The sequence below is a fragment of the Oceanithermus desulfurans genome (assembly GCF_014201675.1).
GTDB lineage: Bacteria > Deinococcota > Deinococci > Deinococcales > Marinithermaceae > Oceanithermus > Oceanithermus desulfurans.
This window is the reverse complement of record NZ_JACHEZ010000009.1, coordinates 31,866-52,062: the sequence shown is the minus strand read 5'-3', so window position 1 is coordinate 52,062 and position 20,197 is coordinate 31,866. Positions and strand designations below refer to the sequence as shown.

Below are 20,197 nucleotides of genomic sequence, written 5' to 3'. Positions count from 1 at the left end.
CCCAACCTTTGACCCACTGGGAGCCCATGGGCTCCCAGTGGGAAGCGAGTTAGCTTAGATTGTACCAGATCGAGGGTTTAGAAAACTCATTGAGAATGCGGTTTAGTTCTTCGTCCGAAAATGGTTGCAAGGACGTTACGGAATAGCGGCTACGCATGGGTTTCTGCGGATCGTGGCGCAGTACAGCTACATGCCCCCTGGGTACAGTGACGATATCGAAGTACTGTCCGGCCTCGTCGTACTCGAAGATCAGCATGTCGTCGTAGAGAGCGTAAAAAGCATCATCACGCTCATTAAGGTTCTCGATATAAGCCGAGGAAATTTTCCGGATGTAGCAGCTTGTGCGGTACTTGCCGTTCGCGGTTACGATGAAGACCCTTCCGTAGTATAGGGGCTCGAATCCTACCTGGGGAACTGGCACCCACTCGAACTCCGAATTCGGCCCCAGCCGGTAGATCTCGCCGTCGGGCCCGCGCAGCTCAACGTAACTACCGTTGCTCTCAACTCGATCTCCACGCGCCAGCGGGTCACCAGCCGTGAGTGGTTTTTCATCGCCCATTGGAGTACGCACAATGGGCATGGCGGAACCTACTGTATGGACGATGGTGGCACGGTATTCCCCCTTCTGATCTTCTAGGTGCCGTTGAGCTCTTTTGCCTTGAACCTGCGCGTTGTTCCTGCCCATAAATACCTCCTTGCTGCTTTGTAGCCCGGCCGGGACTGGAAATAATATATCAAAAAAAAAAAAAAAAATATGCTTGTCAAGTTTAAGTTTAAAATACGTGTTCATGTGCGGTGCCTTAGCAATGTTTTGATGCGTGCTACAATTTTCACGCGGGCGCCCGTAGCTCAGTCGGATAGAGCAAGCGCCTCCTAAGCGCTAGGCCGCAGGTTCGATTCCTGCCGGGCGCACCAACGAGCGGGCTGCGGCCCGCTTATGTTTTTATTTTCTCCAAGCCGGTTCCGGCGCTTTCTCATGCCCTGGCTGCCTATAATTTTTTCGTGCTCCAGCGCTACCTGCTGCGCGAGATCCTGACGCCCTACCTGCTGGGAACCCTGCTCTTCATCGGGCTCGTGACCACCGACCTGCTCTCGTCGCTCTCGGGGGTCTTCCTCAGCCGCGGCACCACCTGGACCCAGGTCGGCGAGCTGGTGCTCTACCGCATGCCCTACACCCTGGGGGTGGCGCTGCCGCTGGGCCTCGTCTTCGCGGTGCTGGTGGCGCTGGCCCGCTGGATCCGCGACTCCGAGCTCAAGGCCGTCTACGCTGCGGGCATCGCGCCGGTGCGGCTGCTCTGGCCGGTGCTGGGTCTGGCCGTCTTCGTGGCGGGAATCGCCTGGGTCAACGCCGGCTGGGTCAAGCCCGAGGCCCAGGCACGCTACGATGATCTGATCTACGAGATCTACTACGGCCACGCCCCCAGCGGCGTGCTCACCAACGCAGCCTACGCCCCCCCGGGGCTCGGGGTCTACTACGCCCGCCGCGTCTACCCCGACGACGCCGGGGGCGGCCGCCTTCAGGGGGTGCGGGTGGTCACCCCCGACGGCACGGTCTGGAGCGCCGAAGAGGGCGTCTGGAAGGACGCCAACTGGGTGCTCAAGAACGCCTGGAAGACGTCTCCGGGGGCGCGCCCCGAGTTCTGGGACACCATCCCGCTCCCGTTCCCCTCGCGCTTCGTGGAGAAAAAGACCACCTACGAGTCGCTGCCCATGGCCGAGCTGCGCGAGCTGGCCAAGGTGGACCCCCAAGCGCGCTTCCCGCTGCAGCGCCGGCACGCCGACGCCGTGGGGGTGATCGCGCTGGCCTGGCTGGCGGCGGTGGTGGGGCTCTCGCTGCGGGAGGCCGCCTGGGCCTTCGTGGCCGTGGTGCTGCTGATCTTCGGCTACTACGTACTCTGGACGCTGGCGGCGCAGCTGGCGCGGTTCGCGGTGGTGGGGCCTTACGGCGCCTGGCTGGCCGACGTGGTCTACTTCGCGCTGGCCCTCGCGGGCACCCGGAGGCTTTTGTGAACACCCTGAGCCGCTACCTGCTGCGCGAGGTGGGGGCCTACCTGCTCGGGGGGCTGGCCGTCGTCGTCCTGCTGTTGCTCGGCGGGGTGCTCTTCGAGGTGCTGGCGCCGCTTTTGGCGCGCGGCGCCGACCCGCTCTCGATCGGGCAGTACCTGGCTCACCGGGTACCCGAGGCGCTGGTGCGGGGGCTGCCCATCGCCTACCTGTTCGCGTTGCTGCTGGCGCTCAGCCGCATGGCCGAGGACTCGGAGCTCAAGGTGCTGCTCGCCTCGGGGATCCCGCGGGAGCGGGTGCTCGGGGTGCTCGTCGGCTTCGGGGTGCTGCTGGCGCTCGTGGGCTTCGTGGCCGGCGAGAGCTGGGTGCCGCGCGAGCTGCAGCGGGCCAACCAGGTGCTGCGCCAGGCGATCCTGGCCAAGCCGCGGGCGCTTTTGCAGCCGGGGACCTTCTTCCGCGACGCCTACGGCCGCACGATCTACGTGGGCCAGGTGGACGGGCAGGGGTTCGGCGACGTGCGGGTGCTCTCGGAGGGCGAGGTGCTGACGGCCAAGCGCGGCCGCTTCGAGCCGGGGCGGCTGGTGCTCGACGCGGGGATGCGCGTGACCTTCGACGGCTCGCGGCCGCGCACGATCACCGAGTTCGAACGGGGGCTGCTGCCGCTCGAGGACCTGGCCGTGAGCCCGCCGACCAAGCCGGCAGACCTGCCGCTGGCCGAGCTGCGCCGCCGCATCGTCGAGTACAAGAAGTTCGGCCGGCCCTACCACGCCGAGGCCACGGCCTACTGGCGCAAGTGGGCCGAGCCCGCGGCCAGCGTGGCCTTCGCGCTCTTCGCGGTGGCCCTGGCGTTCTGGATGCTGGGTGGCAGCCGCAGCCTGGGCATGGTGGGCGTGGTGACGCTGACCTTCTTCTATTACGCGACCTGGAGCGTCTTCCGCATCATGGGCGAGCAGGGGGTGCTGGCCCCCTGGTTCGCCGCCTGGGGGCCGGACCTGCTGTATGCGGGGGTGGCGGGGTTGCTGCTGCTTGGGGGCAAGCGGTGAGAGCGGCCGTCTGGGTGCTGCTGGCGCTGCTGGCGGGGTGGGCGCTGGCGGGGCGGATCGAGGTGACCCAGGCCGACCGGCTCGAGCTGCGCAAGGTGGGCGACCGCGAGCTGGTGGTGCTGGTGGGTGCCCCGGTCGTCCTCAAGCTGGAAAAGGGCGAGGAGGTGCGGGCCGACCGGGTGGAGTACGACCGCGCCGCCCGCCGCCTGATCCTGATCGGCCAGGTCTATTACCAGGACGCCCAGGGGCGGGTCACCGAGGCCGACTACCTGGAGCTCTACCTCGACGACGAGAGCCTCGACGCCCTGGAGGTGCACATCCAAAGCGGCGGCATCGACCTGTGGGGCCCCGAGGCGACCCGGGTGATGGGCCAGATCCTGCTGACCCAGGGGGAGTTCACCCCCTGCGCGCGCTGCGGCCAGGACCCCTACGACTACAGCTTCAAGGCGCGCAAGGTGATCCTCTACCCCGGTGACCGTCTGGTGGCCTACGACGTGACCGTTTACACCCGCGGCGAGGTGACCTTTTACTGGCCGGTGCTGCTTTTGCACTTCTCCCAGCGCCGCCCGCGCCTGGAGGTGGGCACCGACCCCAGCGACGGCTGGTTCGTGAGCGCCGACCTGCCCTACGTGACGCGCGGCGGCCTCGGCTTTACCCTGCTGCGCTGGTTCCAAAACCGCGGCTGGGGCCTGGGGTTCGACCACTGGGGGGTGGGCGCGGCCTACGAGCACTACCGCACCCTCTACCTGCCGCCCGAGGTGGGCGCCGAGCGCGGCAGCCTGGAGGCCCAGCTCGACTACCGCACGGGCGACAAGAACCTGCGCGACCTGCCCTACTACCAGACCACCACCTTCAAGTGGAAGAACGCCGCTCAGGCCGCCGACCCGCCGCGTTGGAGCCTCAAGACCGAGTACCGGCTCAAGGAGGACGGCTGGCGGCACGAGCTCAGCCTCGAACGGCGCGAGAACACCACCTCGGGGCGGGTGCGCCTGAAGCTGAGCAGCCGCGCCTTGGGGCGGGAGGAGCCGCGCGCCGAGTTCCGGCTGCAGAGCTACCTCGACCTGGGCGAGGCGGGGCCGCCGGCGGCGCGGGTCGTGCCCGAGATGGTGCTGCGCTGGACGCGGGGCTGGAGCGGCGGCGGCTTCAGCGTCAAGGGCAGCCTCTACGCCGGCGGCTACTTCGATCGCACCAACGAGCTCAACCGCTCGGCGCGGGCCGCGGGGGTCTGGGCCAGCGCGGGGCGGATCTACGTGGACCACCTCGACACCTTCCGGCCCCGGCCGCCGTGGAAGGGGTTCAGCCTGATCGCGGAAAACCGCTTCAAGGGCTGGTACTACGACACCGGCGAGCGCCAGGTCGACTGGCGCAGCACCCTTCGCGCCTCGCAGACGCTGGGCGGGCTGCGGGTGGAGGCGCGGCTCGAGCGGCGGGTGGCCGAGGGCGAGGCCTTCTTCGCCCGCGACTACATCCGCCCCGAACGCAAGCTCGACTTCAAGGCCAGCTCACGCTGGAGCGTGCTGCCGGGGCTGGTGCTCACCGCCTCGGGGGGGCGCGACCTCGAACAGGCCGTCTACGCGCCGCTCAAGGCGGGGCTCGAGGCGCGGCCGGGGCCGCTGACCCTGAAGCTCGACCACCTCTACGACCCGCAGGCGGGGCAGCACCAGGCCACCACCGGCCGCCTCGGCCTGCGCCTGGGCGACCTGGCGGCCAGCGTCCAGAGCGGCTACCGCTACCCCGACGCCGCCTACGACGACCTGCTGCTGCGGGCGAGCTACGCGCTCCCCGGCGGCAACCTGAGCCTGACGCACAAGCGCGACCTCAACCAGGGGCGGCCGCGGGAGACCCGCGCCGCCTTCGAGCTGCGCCCCGGCGGCGCGCGCTACAGCCTCAGCGAGACCTACGACCACGACGGCCGCCGCCTCAAGGGGCAGATCGGCGCCGGCTGGGGCCCTTTCTCGTTGCGGCTCGACCACACCTCGTTCTTCACCGACGACCCGGGCGACCCCAACTACCGCGACCACCAGCTCACCCTCACCGCGGCCTGGAAGGAGCACCGCCTTACCCTGCTGGAGCGCTGGGACGGGACGCAGGGGCGCTTCGGCCCCGGCTCGCTGCGCTTCAGCTCGCGCTTCGCCGACCTGAAGAGCACCTGGAACGTGGGCGCCGCCTGGCACCTGCCCGAACCCGGCGACGAGGAGGTCTACCTCAACGAGGCCTCGATCAAGGGGGGGTTCGACGTCTGGTCCGGCGGCGAGTCCTGGCCGGCGCTGAGCGTGCAGGGCGGCTTCGAATACACCCGTTACGACCCGGACGACCGCAAGTTTTCCTTCAAGGACTTCGGCTTTACCCTGGGCTGGCAGGGCGAGGAGAACACCCGCCTCTACCTGAGCGCGCTGCTGACCCAGGAGGTGCGCACCTCGGAGGGCTGGCCGCCGCTCCAGCCCCGCTTCGTCGTCACCCTCGACCGCTGCTGCTGGGCGCTGCGCTTCACCCTGGACGCCGCGGCGCCCTCGGCGCGGATCGCCTTCCTCTACGGCGACCAGAGCGCGCGCTTCCTCTTCGACGAAAGCGGCATCCGCATGCCTTGGGAGGGAGGATTGTGAAGCGACTTTGGGGACTCGCCGCGTTGGTGTTGTTGATCGCCGCCTGCACCGGCACCCAGGAGCCCCCGCTCGAGCTGCTGCTCGCGGTGGGCGAGGGGGAGCAGGTCGTCTTCTACCCCGCGGGCACCGAGCCCGCCGCGGCCATGGGGTCGTGGGACCTGGGCGCGACGGTGCTGGACCTGGCGCGGCCGGCGGGGGAGACCCGGCTGTGGGTGCTGGCGCCCGACGCGCTGCGGGCCTACCCGCTCGCGGGGGTGGACGTGGACCAGGCCCCGCCGGCCGCCCCCCCGACGGTGGAGCTGCCGCTGGGGACCGTCTGCGGAGCGGGCACGCTGCAGGTGGGCGAAAACCAGCTCCTCGTCGACTGCGGAGCCGCAGGCGTCTGGACGGTGGAGCTGGCGAGCCCGGCGCTCGAGCCGGTGGACCGCAGCGGCGACCCCGAGGGCACCCGCTACCTGCTGGGCCCAGACGACCGGGTGGTGCGGCTGCGCCCCGGGCTGCAGAAGTTCACCCTCGTCTACCCCAACCCTCCGGGCGACCCCATCGAGCACGAGGTCGGCGGCCTGGTCACCGTCGAGGCGCTGGCGGCCGACTGGGACCGGCAGCAGCGCCTGGGCATCGCCGTCGACCGCCTTTCGGACGTCGTGCTCTACACCTGGGAGGCCGGCAGCAGCGACGCCCCGGTCTACCGCGGGCCGGCGCTTGCGCTTTCGGGCCTGCGCTGGATCCGGGCGATGCCTAACGGCTGGATCGTGTCCGCCGACTCGGGCTACGCGCTGCGGCGCAGCGGTAAGGACGACCTGCTGCGCAGCGGCGACTTTCGCGACGCGGTCGTTACCCCCGACGACTACGCCTACCTCGTCGGGCCGGGCCGGCTGCTGGTGCTGGACCTGCTGGACCCCAACCTGAGCGAGCACAACCGGCTCGCCGGCGGCCAGGCGCGCGCGGTCGCCTACCTGCCCGCGGGTCCCTGAGCCGGGGCCGCCTCCCGGAAGAAGCGCCACACCTCCTCCACCGCCTCGATGTCGTGGTTCTGGCGGCCGAAGTAGCGTTCGTAGAGCGCCGAGTAGCGCTCGCGCAGGCTGGGGGCGGCGTGGCCGCCGCCCTCGACGGTGTAGAGCCGCACCCACAAAGCTCCCTCCCGCCGGTAGCTGAGGTAGCGAACGGTGCTGCCGTCGTCGGGGTCCAGGTCGGGGAAGGTGTGGGTCTCGGCGGCCTCGGCGCCGGCGAGCTGGCTCCAGAAGGCGGCCGAGCCGGGGGTGGAAAGCGCGGTTCCGTGCGTGGGGTCGGGCGGGTTGCCGATCACGCCGCCGTCGTAGGGCAGGTTGGGGTCGGCGGTGCCGTTCATGAAGAGCACGGGGACGGGCCGCCGCGCCAGCGGGCACTTGCTGGCGGCCGGCATGGCGGCGCCGATGGCTGCGACCGCGGCGAAGGGGTCCGGGACCTCGACGGCCAGCCGCAGCGCCATGAAGCCGCCGTTGGACATCCCCGAGGCGTAGACCCGCCCCCGGTCCACCGGGTGAGCCGCGGCCACCCGCTCGAGCACCGCCAGCAGAAAACCCACGTCGTCGGCGCTCGAGCTTACCGTGCTGTCGGCCCGGCAGTCGTTCCAGGTGGGCTTGCCGTAGGCCCCCGGCAGCCCCTCGGGGTAGACCACGTAGAACCCCTCGCGCTCGGCCAGGTCCATCCACAGCTTGAAGGGGCTCTTGAAGCCGCTCTGCCCCGTCTGGTCCTCCAGGGCGACCCCGCCGCCGTGGAGCGAGAAGACCAGCGGCAGCGCTGCGTCGCCCACCTGCGCGGGCACGTAAAGCGCATAGCGCCGCGCCTGCCCGTCGTGATCCAGGCTGAAGGTGTGCAGCCCCGTTTCCGGCGGCGCCGTCCCCCCGTCCGGCGGCGAGGCCTGGGCGCAGGCCGTAAGCGCGCCCAGCCACAACGCCAGCCCCGCCGCACGGAGCAAAACCCCGGCGCGGAGACGCAGAAACGGAATCTGTTTCAACGACTCTAGCCTATCACTGGCCGCATCCGCGGGCCGACCGTCCCACCTGACCAAAGGGCATTCTCCGCAAATCGGCAGCTATCCGATGGAGGGTAGCGCGAGAAGGTTGCGGGAAATATAGGCGACGAAGCATACGCCACCTTTCGCGACAAGGTGCGCTGCTTCCCCTACTCGCCCTGCCTCACCCCGGCGGCTACGAGATCTTTGAGGGCAATCAAGAAGACGGCGGCTCCAACACCTTCCCGGTCTGCAGCTGCTGCCTTGGCCGCAGGGTCTGGTGCAGCGTACGTAGTCCTCTTGGCATAGGTGCAGCAACACTAGTTGGAGCTCCCGCACCAAGGCACCCCGGCAGCCAATCTGAATTCCGTCGTATCGGGTGCGAAACGACTTACGCGAGTTTGGATGGGCATGCAGTAGAAGCCGGACGAAAAGGCAACACGAACATAGATCAGTATGAGTGGAAACATACTCAAATGACAACATGGTTTACTATGTAGTTCTTACAACAGAGGAGTGGAGCGGATGCGAGATTTAGGTATAAACCCTGCTAGTATCGCACCATGGTTCTCTGAATGTCGCCAGTCGTCCTATGTTCTAGTTTGTGTCTCAGACGAGCACGCTGCTGCTTGGGCGAAGGTGCTTGGTGCCCCAGTTCGCCGCTGCTACATCGATGATGCGCTGCTGGATAAGCGGGCCGCGGAAACCGGTTGCCCTAAATCTGAACTCGTCGCTGCCAAGCTGCCGGATCGCGGCTCAACCATGGCGGGTGATTTTGGTGAGATCCTGGTCTTCCTGTACCACTCAGCAAGGGAGCCTGGAGTAGAATTCATAGGGCCGAAGAAGTGGAGGTTAAAGCAGGACCGGACGAAGCCAGCGCCATACTCCGATGTTATTCAGTTCGTGCTACCGCACTGGCCCAAGCCCTCAACCGACGACCGCATCCTATGCTCCGAAGTGAAGACCAAGTCTACTGCGGGCAATTCGTCACCGATTAACTCAGCTATCGCTGACTGCGAGAAGGACCGAACAAGTCGACTGGCAAAGACGCTGGTGTGGCTCAAGGAGCGAGCGCTTTACGAAGACCTGGGCACCACGACCCTTGCTCATCTTGAGCGCTTCACCAAAGCCACCGACTACCCCGAAGCCCAAAAGCAGTTTCGAGCGGTTGCGGTTGTATGTGCCAGTCTCGTCGGTGACGTGCTTGCGGACGCGCCCGAGGAAGAGCCCACCGACTACACTGTCGTCGTGATCTCCGTTCCTCAGTTGAAGCAGCGCTATGAGGATGTCTATAACGCTGTTCATGCCACCGTTGCTGAACCCGGAGGTGCTACATGAGAGAGACTCTGGCCAAATGGGTCAGTGATGCAGATGCTCTCTATCACGTGGAGCGGTTCGGCTTTTCGCAGCCGCCGGAATTAAGCCATCTTCGTTCGCGCGGTGACGACTACTTCATCTCGCTAGTTAGTGAGCTCTTCGACCGCCTCCATGAGCCGTACAGCGATTCTACGGATTGGTCGCGCTTGGGCAACGCGATCACTCAGGCCGGTGGTGTCGGTGATGATCAGTCGCCATCTTATCACGGCATCCTAGCACCGGAAGCAGCTGTTTTTGCAGCAGCAGCGTTTTACTTCGGAGGCTACCCTGCCTCAGCGTATCTCACACTCAAGGCGGCGGACCCAAGCGCTTTCAATGGTATTCAGCGCGCGTGCTACGAGTTACTTTCACGACCATCGACGATAAGTTCGGAATATGTTAGCGAACTCGTTAGTGCTGTGCAAAAGGGTGATTTAGCCTCAATTCGCGCACAGGTCGAGCATGCTGCGAGGCATGAGAAATTAGCGCTAGAGTCTGGCCCCGACGAATGGGTAGGATGGCGCCTTTACAGACAGATAGTCTCCAAGTTCGCGGAGACCAACATCCGTGCCGTCCTTCCAGACGGCGAGTCGGAGTATTGGAACCCCCTTGTTCAGTCATTACTCGATCGATCCCCACCGGTATGGGACTTCTTCGCTTCTCAAATCAACGCGATCGAGAGTGGGTTGCTTGAAGAAGAGAAAACTTTTTCTGTGCAGATGCCAACCGGCTCTGGCAAAACGGCACTTTCGGAAATACTCCTCTTTCATCATTTAACACAACACCCTCGGAATGCGGCCGTACTGCTTGTTCCATACCGATCGCTTGCGGCAGAACTCAGAGGTACCATCGTTAGACGCCTAGGTCGTATGGGACTACCTGCACGTAGCGTGTACGGAGGAACGGTACCCACGGGCGATGAGGTTCGAGACTTGGACAAAACACGGGCAATTGTCGCAACTCCCGAAGCGTTGTCAGGTTTACTAAGCGCCGAAAAGGGTTTTTTCGATCGCATTTCGCTGGTCATCTGTGATGAGGGACATCTCCTTGACGGTGGGGCTCGAGGTGTAAGCTTGGAACTACTGCTTGCCCGAATGCGAGTTCGTGAAATCGGATCACCAAAAGTTGTTTTCGTTTCGGCTATCGTCCCTAACATCGAAGAAATCAATGCGTGGCTCGGTGGTACGGAAGAAACGGTAGTCCGCAGCGATTACCGCCCTGCACTCGCGGACTTTGCGGTACTTAGAGACGTTGGAAAAGGCGCAGATGCGGCGGTCACCTTAGAGCTCCATCCACATCAGCGCGAATCCAAGTTTTCGATCAAGCACTTTCTGAGTCGTAATGACTTTCGATATCGTAACTACCAAACAGGCAGGATTAACACATACGCATTCCGCTCCGTGAAAACCAAAGCTATCGCGACGGCACGGAAGGCATTGCCGATGGGAGCTGTTGCTGTGTTCGCTGCCAACAAACGTGGCAACCAGGGCGTCGTTGTACTCGCTGAGGAGCTACTGAAGCAGCTGGAATACTCATTGCCAATGGCCGCTCCGATGCAGTTCGTCGAAGACTCAGCAAAGCTCCAGGCTGCAGTCGAGTATTTTACCCTTGAGTACGGTGATTCGTGGATCGGAACGCGCACACTCGCCGCGGGAGCTGTACTTCATCACGGGGACATCCCGCAGGAAAGCAGGGAGGTCCTCGAAGGCTTGGTCCGCAATGAAGATGTTCGGCTAACGATTTGTACAAATACATTGGCTGAGGGTGTAAATCTGCCAATTAGGACGCTGGTCCTATATTCCTTGAAACGTCGTCAGCCAGACGGGGATGCGGAGGACTTACTCGCGCGTGACATAAAGAACCTTGTTGGGCGCGCTGGAAGAGCGGGTGCAACCACTAAGGGTCTCGTTATCTGCGCTAACCCCAGACAGTGGCGATTGATAGCTCCCGTAGCTCAGCAGCAACCGGGTGAGAGCGTTTCCGGGGCACTCCTTGAGTTGATGCGTCGCCTGCGGGCAGAGCTGAGCCAACAAAGCCTACCCCTCACAAACGACATCTTGGAGGGGATGCCCGCTTATCACGCGTTGACCGACGGCATCGACGCTACGCTCATTGATCTTGCCGCCGAAGAGCTTGGAGAAGAAGAGCTGGTTCGGATCGCCGAGGAACTATCCAGCCAGACCTTTGCGGCTCAGCAGGCCGAGCCCGAGATCGCAGACCTGATGAAACAGGCGTTCAAACTGCGAGCTCAACGGGTCGCAGCGATCAAGAATGCTGGGCGTCTCAGCTGGATCCGAGAAACCGGTACACGGGTGCGGATGCTTGAGTCCGTGGAGGTGAAGCTGCTGCCCATGCGGGATCGATGGGATAATGTCGAGGCCGCAACGGATCCAGATTTGGTGGAGGCGCTGCTAACGTGGGCTTGGGAGCTACCAGAGGTGGCCGAAGCGGTCAAAGCAGCGTACCGGGACGCACCGCCGTCGCGCTCGGACTTTACTCGGGTACTGGCGGCATGGATCGAAGGCCAGCCGTTTATGGAATTGGCGTTGCGGGCGGGCACCGATATTGACACGATGCTGGGCGTTCATGCTCGGTTGATTAGCTATGCCCTTCAAGTCGCCGTCGAACAGGGCGTCGGTCTGCTCAAGAAGCTGCTTGAGGCGAGCGACCGCGAACTTTCGCAAGCGGTTGTCGACTTTCCTGATCACCTGCGTTTCGGTGTCCCTACACCGGCCGCAAAGGAGCTTGCGGCCGGCGGTGTCCGGCACCGCCGAGCTGCGGTTGCTTTTGGCCGGAGCCCTGAACTTGAGGGGATAGTTGATCGAAAAGAGGTTTTCCGGGTTGCTCTACGCCTTATTCAAGATACTGAGCGGTGGCGTCATATGGGGATATTGGTGTTTGAAAATACCAAATTTGACTTGGAACAAGCCATTAATAACTTCGATACTGTGTAGTCAAGGACCTCGCGAAAATGTCTTTGACTGCCATTCTGCTACAATCCGGTTTATCTATGTCATCGCAAGTGACCCTCGCCATTGAGCCAGAAAGAGCCTGTGCTGATATTAATAAGTCGTCACCGACTCCGCCGCAGCGCCCGCCAGGTGTCGGGGTGGAAGAGGAGCAGCACCGGGATCAGCTCGATGCGGCCGGCCCACATCTGGAAGATGCCCACCAGCTTGGCCAGCGGGTGCAGGTCGGCGAACGAGCCCATGGGTCCCACCGTTCCCAGGCCGGGGCCGACGTTGCCAATGAAGGCCGCTGAAGAGGTAAAGGCCACGACCAGGTCGCCCTCGGTGAAGACGATCACCATCGTGCCCAGCACGAAGACGAAGAGGTAGAGGATCACGAACGACGAGACCGAGCGCAGCACGTCCTCGCCCACGGCTTTGGTGCCCAGCCGCAGCGGCAGCACCGCGTTGGGGTGGAGGGTGCGCTTGAGCTCGCGCAGCACGTGGTTGGTCATCACCAGCCAGCGCACCGACTTGACGCCGCCGGCCGCCGAGCCGGCGCTGCCGCTGATGAACATCAGGAAGATCAAAAGCGCCTGCGCGGGGACGACCCACTGGGTGTAGTCGACCGAGGCGTAGCCGGTGCTGGTGAGCAGCGAGGCCACCTGGAAGAAGGCGTGGCGCAGCGCCGCCTCCACCCCGTAGTCGTGCAGGTAGACGTGGTAGACCGCCAGCACCAGCGAGCCCGCAAGGAAGGCGCCGCTGTAGACGCGGAACTCGGGGTCGCGCCAGGGCGTGCGCGAGGCGCGCCCGAAGAGGGCGCTGGCGATGAGCAGGAAGTTGGCTCCGGCGAAGAACATGAAGACGACGGCCACCCACTGGGCCGCCGCCGGGTAGCCGGCGAAGCTGAGCGGGTTGGGGGAGAAGCCGCCCGCGGGCATCGTGGTGAGGGCGTTGGCCAGGGCGTCGTAGAGGGGCATGCCGGCGAGCCAGTAGCCCAGCACCGCCAGCCCCGTGAGCAGCACGTAGACCCGCAGCACCATCTCCGCGGTGTGGCGCAGCCGCGGGGTCAGCTTTTCCTTCTGCACCCCGGTGGACTCGGCGAAGAAGAGCTGGCGGCCGGCCACCGCGAAGTGCGGCAGCACCGCGACGAACAGAACGATGATGCCGACCCCGCCGAACCACTGGGTCAGCCCCCGCCAGAGGAAGAGGCTCTGGTTGAACAGGCCGAAGTCGGGCAGGATCGTGGCCCCGGTGGTGGTGAAGCCGCTCATGGCCTCGAAGTAGGCGTCGAGCAGCCCCACGTGGCCGCTGACCCAGAAGGGCAGCGCCCCCAGCAGGGGGACGAGCAGCCAGATCACCGCGACGATGAACAGACCCTCGGCGCGTTTGGGCTCAGCCTTGGGCGTGCCGGTCATGCGCAGCAGCTGCCCCAGGGCCAGCCCCACCCCGGCCCCCAGCAGGAAGCCGCGCACGTCCTCGCCCCAGGCCCAGGCGACGAGGACGAAGGCGAGCATCACCAGCCCCACCGCGCGCAGCGCGGTGCCCAGGGCGTAACGGACGAAGCCTCCCATGGTCAGCTCGTCTTGAACAGCTCGGCCACGTGGGCGACCTCTTCGCGCGCGGCCATCAGGATGAGCTCGTCGCCGGCCTTGAGCTGCAGCTCGCTGGCCGCCAGGACCACGCGCCAGCCGCGCATCGCCGCCACCACGGTGGTGTGCGGCGGCAGCTCCAGCTCGGCGACGCGGCGGCCGTCGAGCTCGGGGGGAACGCGCACCTCGATGACCTCGACGCTGTCCTCGATCAGGGCGATACGTTCGACGCCCTCGGGGTTCAGGTGGGCCAGCACCTCACGCACCGCCGCCTGGCGCGGGGTGAGGGGGATGTCCACCCCCACGCGCTCGAAGAGGGTGCGGGTCTCGCTGCGGCTCACCCGGGTGACCACCTTCTCCACCCCCAGCTGCTTGGCGAGCAGCGAGACGAGCAGGTTCTTCTCGTCGTTGTCGGTGACCGCGATCATGGCGTCGGCGTCCTCGATGCCCTCCTGCTCGAGCAGCGAGAGGTCGGTACCGTCGCCCTGGATCACCAGCACCCCGCCCAGCTCTTCCGAGAGGAACTCGCAGCGCTCCGGGTCCTGCTCGATGAGCACGACCTCGACGCGCGTCTCGCGCAGCCCCTTGGCGATCATGTAGCCCACGGTGCCGCCGCCCACGATGAAGACGCGCCGCACCTGCTCGCGGCCGGCGAAGAGGGCGTGCAGCACCGGGAAGGCCTCGGGGGTGGTGACGAAGACCAGGTGGTCGCCGGGCTCGATGACCAGGTCGCGGAAGTCCTCGTCCAGCGGCGTGACGAACTGCCCCTCGCGCAGCACCCCCAGGAGCTTCACCCCGCGGGGCCAGTCGAGGTCGGGCACCAGCCGGTGGGCGTAGCTCGACTCGACGTCGATCATGTACTCGATCAGGCGCAGGCGGCCGCCGGCGAGCAGCTCGGTGTCGAGCGCCTTGGGGATGAGCACCACCTCGAGCACTTCCTTGGCGAGCGCCCGCTGGGGCCAGAAGACGCGGTCGATGCGGGTGCCCAGGATCTCCATGGTGCGGGGGTCGGTGAGCACCTCGACGTAGTAGGCCTTGCCCAGGAAGGTGAGCGACTGGGCCGCCCCCAGCCCCTTGGCCAGCATGGCGGCGATCAGGTTCACCTCGTCGGAGTTGGTGGTGGCGATGAAGGCGTCGGCGTGGTCCACCCCCGCCTCGCGCAGCGACTCGGGGTCGGTGGCGTTGCCGGCGAGGACGCGCACGTCGAGCACCGCCATGCGCTCGGCTACCGACGGGTTGCGGTCGATGACGACGACGTCGTGGTTTTCGTGCAGCGACTGGGCGATCAGGGTGCCGATGTCGCCGCCGCCGGCGATTACGATGTACATACCGCTCCCTTCATATCACCTCCCGGCCGGGACGCGGGCGGAGACCTCGCCCTCGAGGTCGTAGACGTCCGCGGCCGTGATGCGCACCGGCACGATCTCGCCGACCCGCACGGTGCCGTCGCTCGTCACCCGCACGGTGCCGTCGATGCCGGGGCTGTCGGCGTAGCTGCGCCCCACGAAGACGCCGGGCTCGTCTGTGGGCTCGTCGAGGATCACCTCCAGCACCTGGCCCACCTTGGCGCGGTTCTTCTCCAGCGAGAGGCGCTGGGCGAGCTCCATGACCTGTGCCTTGCGCTCGGCCTTCACCTCCTCGGGCACCGCCCCGGGCAGCTCGTTCGCCGTCGCCCCCTCGACCGGGGAGTAGGTGAAGACGCCCACGCGGTCGAGCCGCGCCTCTTCCAAAAACTCGAGCAGGAGCGCGAAGTCCTCCTCGGTTTCGCCGGGGAAGCCGACGATGAAGCTCGAGCGGATGGCCAGCTGGGGCACCGCGGCGCGCCACTCCCGGATCGTCTTCAGGTGGCTCTCCGCGCCTCCGGGCCGCCGCATGGCCCGCAGCACCCGCGGGCTGGCGTGCTGCAGCGGCACGTCCAGGTAGGGGAGCAGCTTCCCCTCGGCCATCAGCGGCAGCAGCTCGCGCACGTGGGGGTAGGGGTAGACGTAGTGGAGCCGTATCCAGGGCACGAGCTCGCTGAGCTCGCGCACCAGGTCGGTCAGGTGCGCGCGCACGCGCTTGCCGGCCCAGTCGCTTTCGCGGTGGCGCAGGTCGACGCCGTAGGCGCTCGAGTCCTGGGCGATGACCAGCAGCTCGCGGGTGCCGCCCGCCGCCAGCCGCGCGGCCTCGGCCAGCACGTCGGCGGCGTCGCGGCTGGTGAGCCGGCCGCGCAGCTGGGGGATGATGCAGAAGCTGCAGGCGTGGTCGCAGCCCTCGGCGATCTTCAGGTAGGCGTAGTGGCGCGGGGTCAGCTTGACCTGTGGCGGCACCAGGTCCAGGAAGGGGTCGCGCTCGGGCGGGGCCACGGTGGCCACCGCCGCCAGCACCCGTTCGGTCTCGGCCGGCCCGCTCACGTCGATCACCTGCGGGTACGTTTCGCGGATCACCTCGGGCCGCGCCCCCAGGCAGCCGGTGACCACCACCCGGCCGTTCGCGCCCAGCGCTTCGCCGATGGCCTCGAGGCTCTCCTCGATCGAAGGGGTGATGAAGCCGCAGGTGTTGACGACCACCACGTCGGCCTCCGCGTAGTCGGCGGCGAAGCCGTAGCCCGCGGCCTTGAGGCGCGAGAGGATTTGTTCCGAGTCCACCAGGGCCTTGGGGCAGCCCAGACTGACGAATCCGACTTTAGCGGCCATAGACCTCCAACCGCACCAGTATACGCACTAGGGCGCGGGCGCGTCGAAGCGGCGTTCCACCACCAGCCCCTCGCCGCCCATGGGGCCCAGGTCCTCGCCGCCCAGGACCGCGCGCACCCCCGCGGCGTTGCCGGTGCGCACCACCACCGGAAGCGGGAACTCGAGCTCGCTGCCCACCTTGGGGATGCCCTCGTAGAGCTTGGCGCCCTCGGGGGTGGTGATGCGCACCCAGGCGCGCTCGCTGAAACGCAGCACCAGCTTGGGCGGACCCGCGGGAACGGGGGTCTCGGCGGCGGGAAGGGGCTCGAGCGTGACCTTGAGGTGGCGGGTGCCGCCGGGCTCGAGCAGGAGCGGCGCTTCGTAAGGCACGTAACCCTCGGCCTCGACCCGCAGCGTGCGCTCACCGGCCGAGAAGCGGCCGCTCACCGGCGCCTCGCCCAGGCGGAAGCCGTCGAGCCAGACGGTGGCGCCCGGAGGAACGGTTTCCACCGACAGCTCGGCCTCGCTCGGGGGCGGCGGCGGGGGTGGGGGCGCTTCCAGCTCGATGGCGGCGGGTTCCTTGGGAGCCGGGTTTTTCAGCACCAGCCAGGCGCCGGCGGCAAGCGCCAGCAGCACCGCGAGGACGACGATCCAGAACCAAGGCCGGCCGCGCCGGCGTTCGGGGGTAATGACGTCCTCGGGGGTAAAGGTGGGCCGCACCGGGTACTGCGCGAGCAGGGGCTCGGGGTCGAGGCCCAGCGCCTCGGCGTAGCGGCGCAGGTGCCCCTTGGCCAGGACCGCCTCGGGCAGGTCCTCGAAGCGGCACTCCTCGAGGGCGCGCAGGTAGTCGCTCTTGATGCCCAGCTCGCGGGCCCAGTCGCGGACCGAGCGACCGCTCTCCTCGCGGGCCACGCGCAGCATCCCACCGATCTCGCACATACCCCTACATCTTACCGCTCTGGCCGGCGGGTCGTTTTCCGTCCCGGCGCGCGGGCTAGCCCCTGTCGGGTGGGGATCGCCGCGAGCGCCACGCGCAGACCAGGAAGAGCACCCCCGGAACGGTTATCCAGAGCCAGACCCCGTAGGGCGCCAGCAGGTGGCGCGGAAACCCCTGCCAGGGGGGCCAGCGGACCAGCAGGAGCGGCAGCGTGGCCAGCTGCAGGGCGGTGGCCGCCAGCCCGCCGACCCATTCCCTGCGCCAGGCGGCGAGGAGGGCCGCGGCGCTGGCGAGGGTGAGGAGGGGCGGCAGAAACTCGACGGCCGGCGTCCCCGCGACCAAGCGGGGGTCGAACCGCCCGATCGCGATGCGGTTCCACAGGGCCAGCATCGCGGCGGCGAAGACGAACACGATCACCGTAAGGGCCCATGCCCGGGCCGTACGCCGCAGGCGCTCGGTTCCCGGGTCGGCGGCGCGGTCGGTTTCGGGCATCCATACCACCTCCGCACCGGAGTTTCCGGTTACCCCCATCGTAGCGCGAAGGTTCCCGGGCTAGGCGGACAACTTCCGGGCGATGCGCGCAGCCAGGCGGGCGTTCTCTTCGAGCAGGCGCAGGTTCACCGCGTCGGTACGCCCCTCCGAGAGCTCGCTGAGGCGGCGCAGCAGGTAGGGGGTCAGGTCCTTGCCACCGATCCCCGCGGCGCGGGCCTCCTCGTTCGCCTGGTCCACCCAGGCCTTGACCTGGCGGTAGGGGAGGCCCTCGCTCACCGGATGGAAGACCAGCGTCGCCGATTCGAGCCCCAGCGCCCGGGCGGCGCGCCAGGTCGCGGCGGCCTCGGCCTCGCTCCAGACGGTGGCGGGCAGCTCGAAGGGCGAGTCGGGCGCATGGAAGGCGGGCAGATGCTTCGTCCGGTAGCCGACCACGCCCACGCCGTAGCTCTCGAGCCGTTCCAGGGTGGCCGCCAGGTCGAGGATGCTCTTGGGGCCTGACGACACCACCACCACCGGGGTGCGCGAAAGTCCCAGCAGGTCGCCCGATTCGTCGAAGGGGACGGGGTGCACCCCGCCGATGCCGCCGGTGGCGAAGACGCGGATCCCGGCCCGGGCGGCCAGGTGCGCGGTGGTGGCCACGGTGGTGCCGGCCCACTGCCGGCGCGCCACGACCGCGGCCAGGTTCCAGAGGCTGGCCTTCTCCACGGCGTTGCGGGTGGCCAGGGCCTCGAGCTCGTCCGGGGCCAGCCCCACCCGCACCTCACCTTCGAGAACCCCGATCGTGGCGGGCACCGCGCCTTCTTCGCGCACCGCCGCCTCGAGCCTTCGGGCGGTTTCCAGGTTGACGGGCGCGGGCAGGCCGTGGGTGATGACGGTGGACTCGAGGGCGACGACGGGGCCGCCCGACTGCAAAGCGGTGTGAACCTCTCGAGACGTGCGCACGCGACAAGTCTACAACCTCAGGAATATGGAATGACACCTAAGTCACTATAAATACTGATCCCAACGGGAAAACCTAGGAGCATTGTCCCGGTTTTCCCGTCCTAGACTGTGCCTGTGGCCATCGTCGTGAATTCGGTCGTGCGGCTACCAAGGAGGAATTTATGCATAACCAACGAAGGATGTTCTTAGGTGCGTTGGCGGCGGGTCTGCTGCTGGTGGCCGGCTGCAGCACCCAGCAGGCCCAAGGCCCCGTAGGCGTCGAGGTTCAGGGCACGCTGGTCGACCTCTGCGGCCAGCCGGTTCCCTACAACACGGTCTACGTGCCCGGCAGCGACCCGGTGTTAACCGACGCCGAGGGGCACTTCACCATCACCGGGGTGCAGACCCCCTACGACCTGGTGATCAACAACGTCTACCTCTCCGAATTCGCGGGTGAAGGCGATGCCTCGCTGCTCGTCGTCCGCGGCCTCACCAGGACCGACCCCTACCTCGCGGTTAACCCCAGGAACGGCTCGAGCTGCGCCTCGGCCTCGGTAGCGGGCACCCTTACCCCGGCCTCGCCTTCCGACATCACGACCAAGGAGGCGGTCGCGCTGCTGCTGCCGCCGTACCGGAACCGCGATTTCTCCTACGACGACACCTTCTTCACGTCGCTGCGCTTCGACCCTGCGCTCGCGGGTGACGCCACGCTGCTGGGGCTGCGCTGGCAGACCGACGCCGACGACAACGCCGTCGCCTTTAGCGACCCGGCTCGCAGCGACCTGGGGGCCGCTGTCGCTAGCGTGACCCTGCAGGACGGTGGCGACGTCACCGGCCAGACGCTGGCCCTGAGCCCTGAGGGGATCTCCACCCGCACCGTGACCGCCTCGACGGAGCTGTCGGCGGTGATGAGCCTGGCGGAGGTAGGCCATTACGTGACTTACCAGGGCGAGGACACCCGTATCCGCACGGGCCGGTTCTCGATCGATGGAGGCACCGCTGAAACGTCGTTCAGCTTCGCCGCCCCCACCGGGTCCGACCTCGGTTCCCTGATCAGCGCCGAGGCTTACTACGGCGAGGGTAGGGGCATCTTTAAGTCGCTGGGCAACACCACCCCGCTCGACCTGAGCAGCATCGACGGCAGCGTCGTGGTCTGGCGGCAGGTGCCCTCCGAAGGCGACGCGGTCACCCTCAGCTTCCCTGATCCCGTGGTCCCCTACGCTCCCGTTTCCGGCAGCGTCGTCAAACCCTGCGAGACGGTCTTCCGCTGGACGGGCCCCGAAGGGGCGCTCTACGACGTGGTGTTCGGCCTCTGGTTCCCTTCGACCGACCAAAGTCTGGCCGTCGAGGTCCTTACCGCGGATACCGAACTTGCGATTCCGAGTTATGCCGACCTGGGCGGCGTTCCCGATGCCAACGCCTACGTTTGGTGGTTCCTCCAGGCTGCGGCGGGCGAGGCGCTCCCCACCAGCGTCGACGAGGTGGCCAGCGCCGCGGGGGCGCAGACGGCCGCCGCCATGAACATGGGCTACGCTCTGCCGGGGGCGTCGGGGTACCGCTTCTGGGTCGACGCCGGCCAGTTCTCCTTCCCTGACACCCAGGCACCCGGCTACTTCTAGTCGTATCGTGGAGGCCTACCCCGGGGCCCCGGCCC

General features: G+C 66.9%; 15 protein-coding genes and 1 tRNA gene. 8 read left to right on the top strand and 8 right to left on the bottom strand.

What is annotated here, in order from left to right; all coding sequences use genetic code 11:
* Positions 1 to 49: 49 nt before the first annotated feature.
* The gene (locus tag HNQ05_RS10695; protein ID WP_147147941.1) at positions 50 to 790 is read right to left on the bottom strand and encodes a FecR family protein; all 741 of its coding nucleotides are present in this window, start codon (positions 788 to 790) and stop codon (positions 50 to 52) included.
* A gap of 48 nt (positions 791 to 838) precedes the next feature.
* Between HNQ05_RS10695 and HNQ05_RS10690 the strand changes: the two genes are divergently transcribed.
* The 5 genes from HNQ05_RS10690 to HNQ05_RS10670 all read left to right on the top strand — a co-directional run bounded on the left by HNQ05_RS10690 (position 839) and on the right by HNQ05_RS10670 (position 6,624).
* Positions 839 to 915 (top strand) — tRNA-Arg (locus tag HNQ05_RS10690).
* A gap of 87 nt (positions 916 to 1,002) precedes the next feature.
* Positions 1,003 to 2,010, top strand: a complete 1,008-nt coding sequence (locus tag HNQ05_RS10685; protein WP_147147943.1) for an LptF/LptG family permease — start codon at positions 1,003 to 1,005, stop codon at positions 2,008 to 2,010.
* The gene (locus HNQ05_RS10680; protein ID WP_147147945.1) at positions 2,007 to 3,047 is read left to right on the top strand and encodes an LptF/LptG family permease; all 1,041 of its coding nucleotides are present in this window, start codon (positions 2,007 to 2,009) and stop codon (positions 3,045 to 3,047) included. The genes HNQ05_RS10685 and HNQ05_RS10680 overlap by 4 nt, the downstream gene beginning before the upstream one ends.
* Complete coding sequence (locus HNQ05_RS10675; protein ID WP_147147947.1) at positions 3,044 to 5,650, top strand: LPS-assembly protein LptD; 2,607 nt, start codon at positions 3,044 to 3,046, stop codon at positions 5,648 to 5,650. The genes HNQ05_RS10680 and HNQ05_RS10675 overlap by 4 nt, the downstream gene beginning before the upstream one ends.
* Complete coding sequence (locus HNQ05_RS10670; protein WP_147147949.1) at positions 5,647 to 6,624, top strand: hypothetical protein; 978 nt, start codon at positions 5,647 to 5,649, stop codon at positions 6,622 to 6,624. The genes HNQ05_RS10675 and HNQ05_RS10670 overlap by 4 nt, the downstream gene beginning before the upstream one ends.
* On the opposite strand, the gene HNQ05_RS10665 is transcribed toward HNQ05_RS10670, so the two are convergent.
* Positions 6,603 to 7,646 carry a CE1 family esterase gene (locus HNQ05_RS10665; protein ID WP_183677809.1) on the bottom strand — a complete coding sequence of 348 codons (1,044 nt, stop codon included), beginning with the start codon at positions 7,644 to 7,646 and terminating at the stop codon, positions 6,603 to 6,605. The genes HNQ05_RS10670 and HNQ05_RS10665 overlap by 22 nt on opposite strands.
* A gap of 522 nt (positions 7,647 to 8,168) precedes the next feature.
* On the opposite strand from HNQ05_RS10665, the gene HNQ05_RS10660 reads away from it, so the two are divergent.
* A complete protein-coding gene (locus tag HNQ05_RS10660) occupies positions 8,169 to 8,981 on the top strand; it encodes a Hachiman antiphage defense system protein HamA (protein ID WP_147148042.1) in 813 nt (270 codons plus the stop codon).
* The gene (locus HNQ05_RS10655) at positions 8,978 to 11,953 is read left to right on the top strand and encodes a DEAD/DEAH box helicase (protein ID WP_147147953.1); all 2,976 of its coding nucleotides are present in this window, start codon (positions 8,978 to 8,980) and stop codon (positions 11,951 to 11,953) included. The genes HNQ05_RS10660 and HNQ05_RS10655 overlap by 4 nt, the downstream gene beginning before the upstream one ends.
* Before the next feature lie 119 nt (positions 11,954 to 12,072).
* On the opposite strand, the gene HNQ05_RS10650 is transcribed toward HNQ05_RS10655, so the two are convergent.
* The 6 genes from HNQ05_RS10650 to HNQ05_RS10625 are packed head-to-tail and all read right to left on the bottom strand — an operon-like array spanning position 12,073 to position 18,564.
* Positions 12,073 to 13,521, bottom strand: a complete 1,449-nt coding sequence (locus HNQ05_RS10650; RefSeq protein ID WP_147147955.1) for a TrkH family potassium uptake protein — start codon at positions 13,519 to 13,521, stop codon at positions 12,073 to 12,075.
* A gap of 2 nt (positions 13,522 to 13,523) precedes the next feature.
* A complete protein-coding gene (gene trkA, locus HNQ05_RS10645; protein ID WP_147147957.1) occupies positions 13,524 to 14,867 on the bottom strand; it encodes a Trk system potassium transporter TrkA in 1,344 nt (447 codons plus the stop codon).
* Positions 14,868 to 14,882: 15 nt separating this feature from the next.
* Entirely contained in the window at positions 14,883 to 16,214 is a 1,332-nt protein-coding gene (gene rimO / locus HNQ05_RS10640; protein ID WP_147147959.1) for a 30S ribosomal protein S12 methylthiotransferase RimO, read from the bottom strand.
* A 27-nt stretch (positions 16,215 to 16,241) separates the two neighbouring features.
* Entirely contained in the window at positions 16,242 to 17,132 is an 891-nt protein-coding gene (locus tag HNQ05_RS10635) for a helix-turn-helix domain-containing protein (RefSeq protein ID WP_147147961.1), read from the bottom strand.
* 55 nt (positions 17,133 to 17,187) lie between these two features.
* Positions 17,188 to 17,622 (bottom strand): DUF7670 domain-containing protein, encoded by a 435-nt coding sequence (locus HNQ05_RS10630; protein ID WP_147147964.1) that lies wholly within the window; start codon positions 17,620 to 17,622, stop codon positions 17,188 to 17,190.
* Between the two features lie 60 nt (positions 17,623 to 17,682).
* Complete coding sequence (locus HNQ05_RS10625) at positions 17,683 to 18,564, bottom strand: pseudouridine-5'-phosphate glycosidase (protein ID WP_147147966.1); 882 nt, start codon at positions 18,562 to 18,564, stop codon at positions 17,683 to 17,685.
* 161 nt (positions 18,565 to 18,725) lie between these two features.
* On the opposite strand from HNQ05_RS10625, the gene HNQ05_RS10620 reads away from it, so the two are divergent.
* Positions 18,726 to 20,162, top strand: coding sequence for a peptidase associated/transthyretin-like domain-containing protein (locus HNQ05_RS10620; protein WP_147147968.1), 1,437 nt, complete (start codon positions 18,726 to 18,728; stop codon positions 20,160 to 20,162).
* Positions 20,163 to 20,197: the final 35 nt, after the last annotated feature.

Excerpts from the sequence above, each read along its gene's own strand:
- HNQ05_RS10695 (WP_147147941.1), bottom strand. The coding sequence starts at position 790 with ATGAACACGTATTTTAAACTTAAACTTGACAAGCATATTTTTTTTTTT.
- HNQ05_RS10660 (WP_147148042.1), top strand. The coding sequence starts at position 8,169 with ATGCGAGATTTAGGTATAAACCCTGCTAGTATCGCACCATGGTTCTCT.
- HNQ05_RS10655 (WP_147147953.1), top strand. The coding sequence starts at position 8,978 with ATGAGAGAGACTCTGGCCAAATGGGTCAGTGATGCAGATGCTCTCTAT.
- HNQ05_RS10650 (WP_147147955.1), bottom strand. The coding sequence starts at position 13,521 with ATGGGAGGCTTCGTCCGTTACGCCCTGGGCACCGCGCTGCGCGCGGTG.
- trkA (WP_147147957.1), bottom strand. The coding sequence starts at position 14,867 with ATGTACATCGTAATCGCCGGCGGCGGCGACATCGGCACCCTGATCGCC.
- rimO (WP_147147959.1), bottom strand. The coding sequence starts at position 16,214 with ATGGCCGCTAAAGTCGGATTCGTCAGTCTGGGCTGCCCCAAGGCCCTG.
- HNQ05_RS10635 (WP_147147961.1), bottom strand. The coding sequence starts at position 17,132 with ATGTGCGAGATCGGTGGGATGCTGCGCGTGGCCCGCGAGGAGAGCGGT.
- HNQ05_RS10630 (WP_147147964.1), bottom strand. The coding sequence starts at position 17,622 with ATGCCCGAAACCGACCGCGCCGCCGACCCGGGAACCGAGCGCCTGCGG.
- HNQ05_RS10620 (WP_147147968.1), top strand. The coding sequence starts at position 18,726 with ATGCATAACCAACGAAGGATGTTCTTAGGTGCGTTGGCGGCGGGTCTG.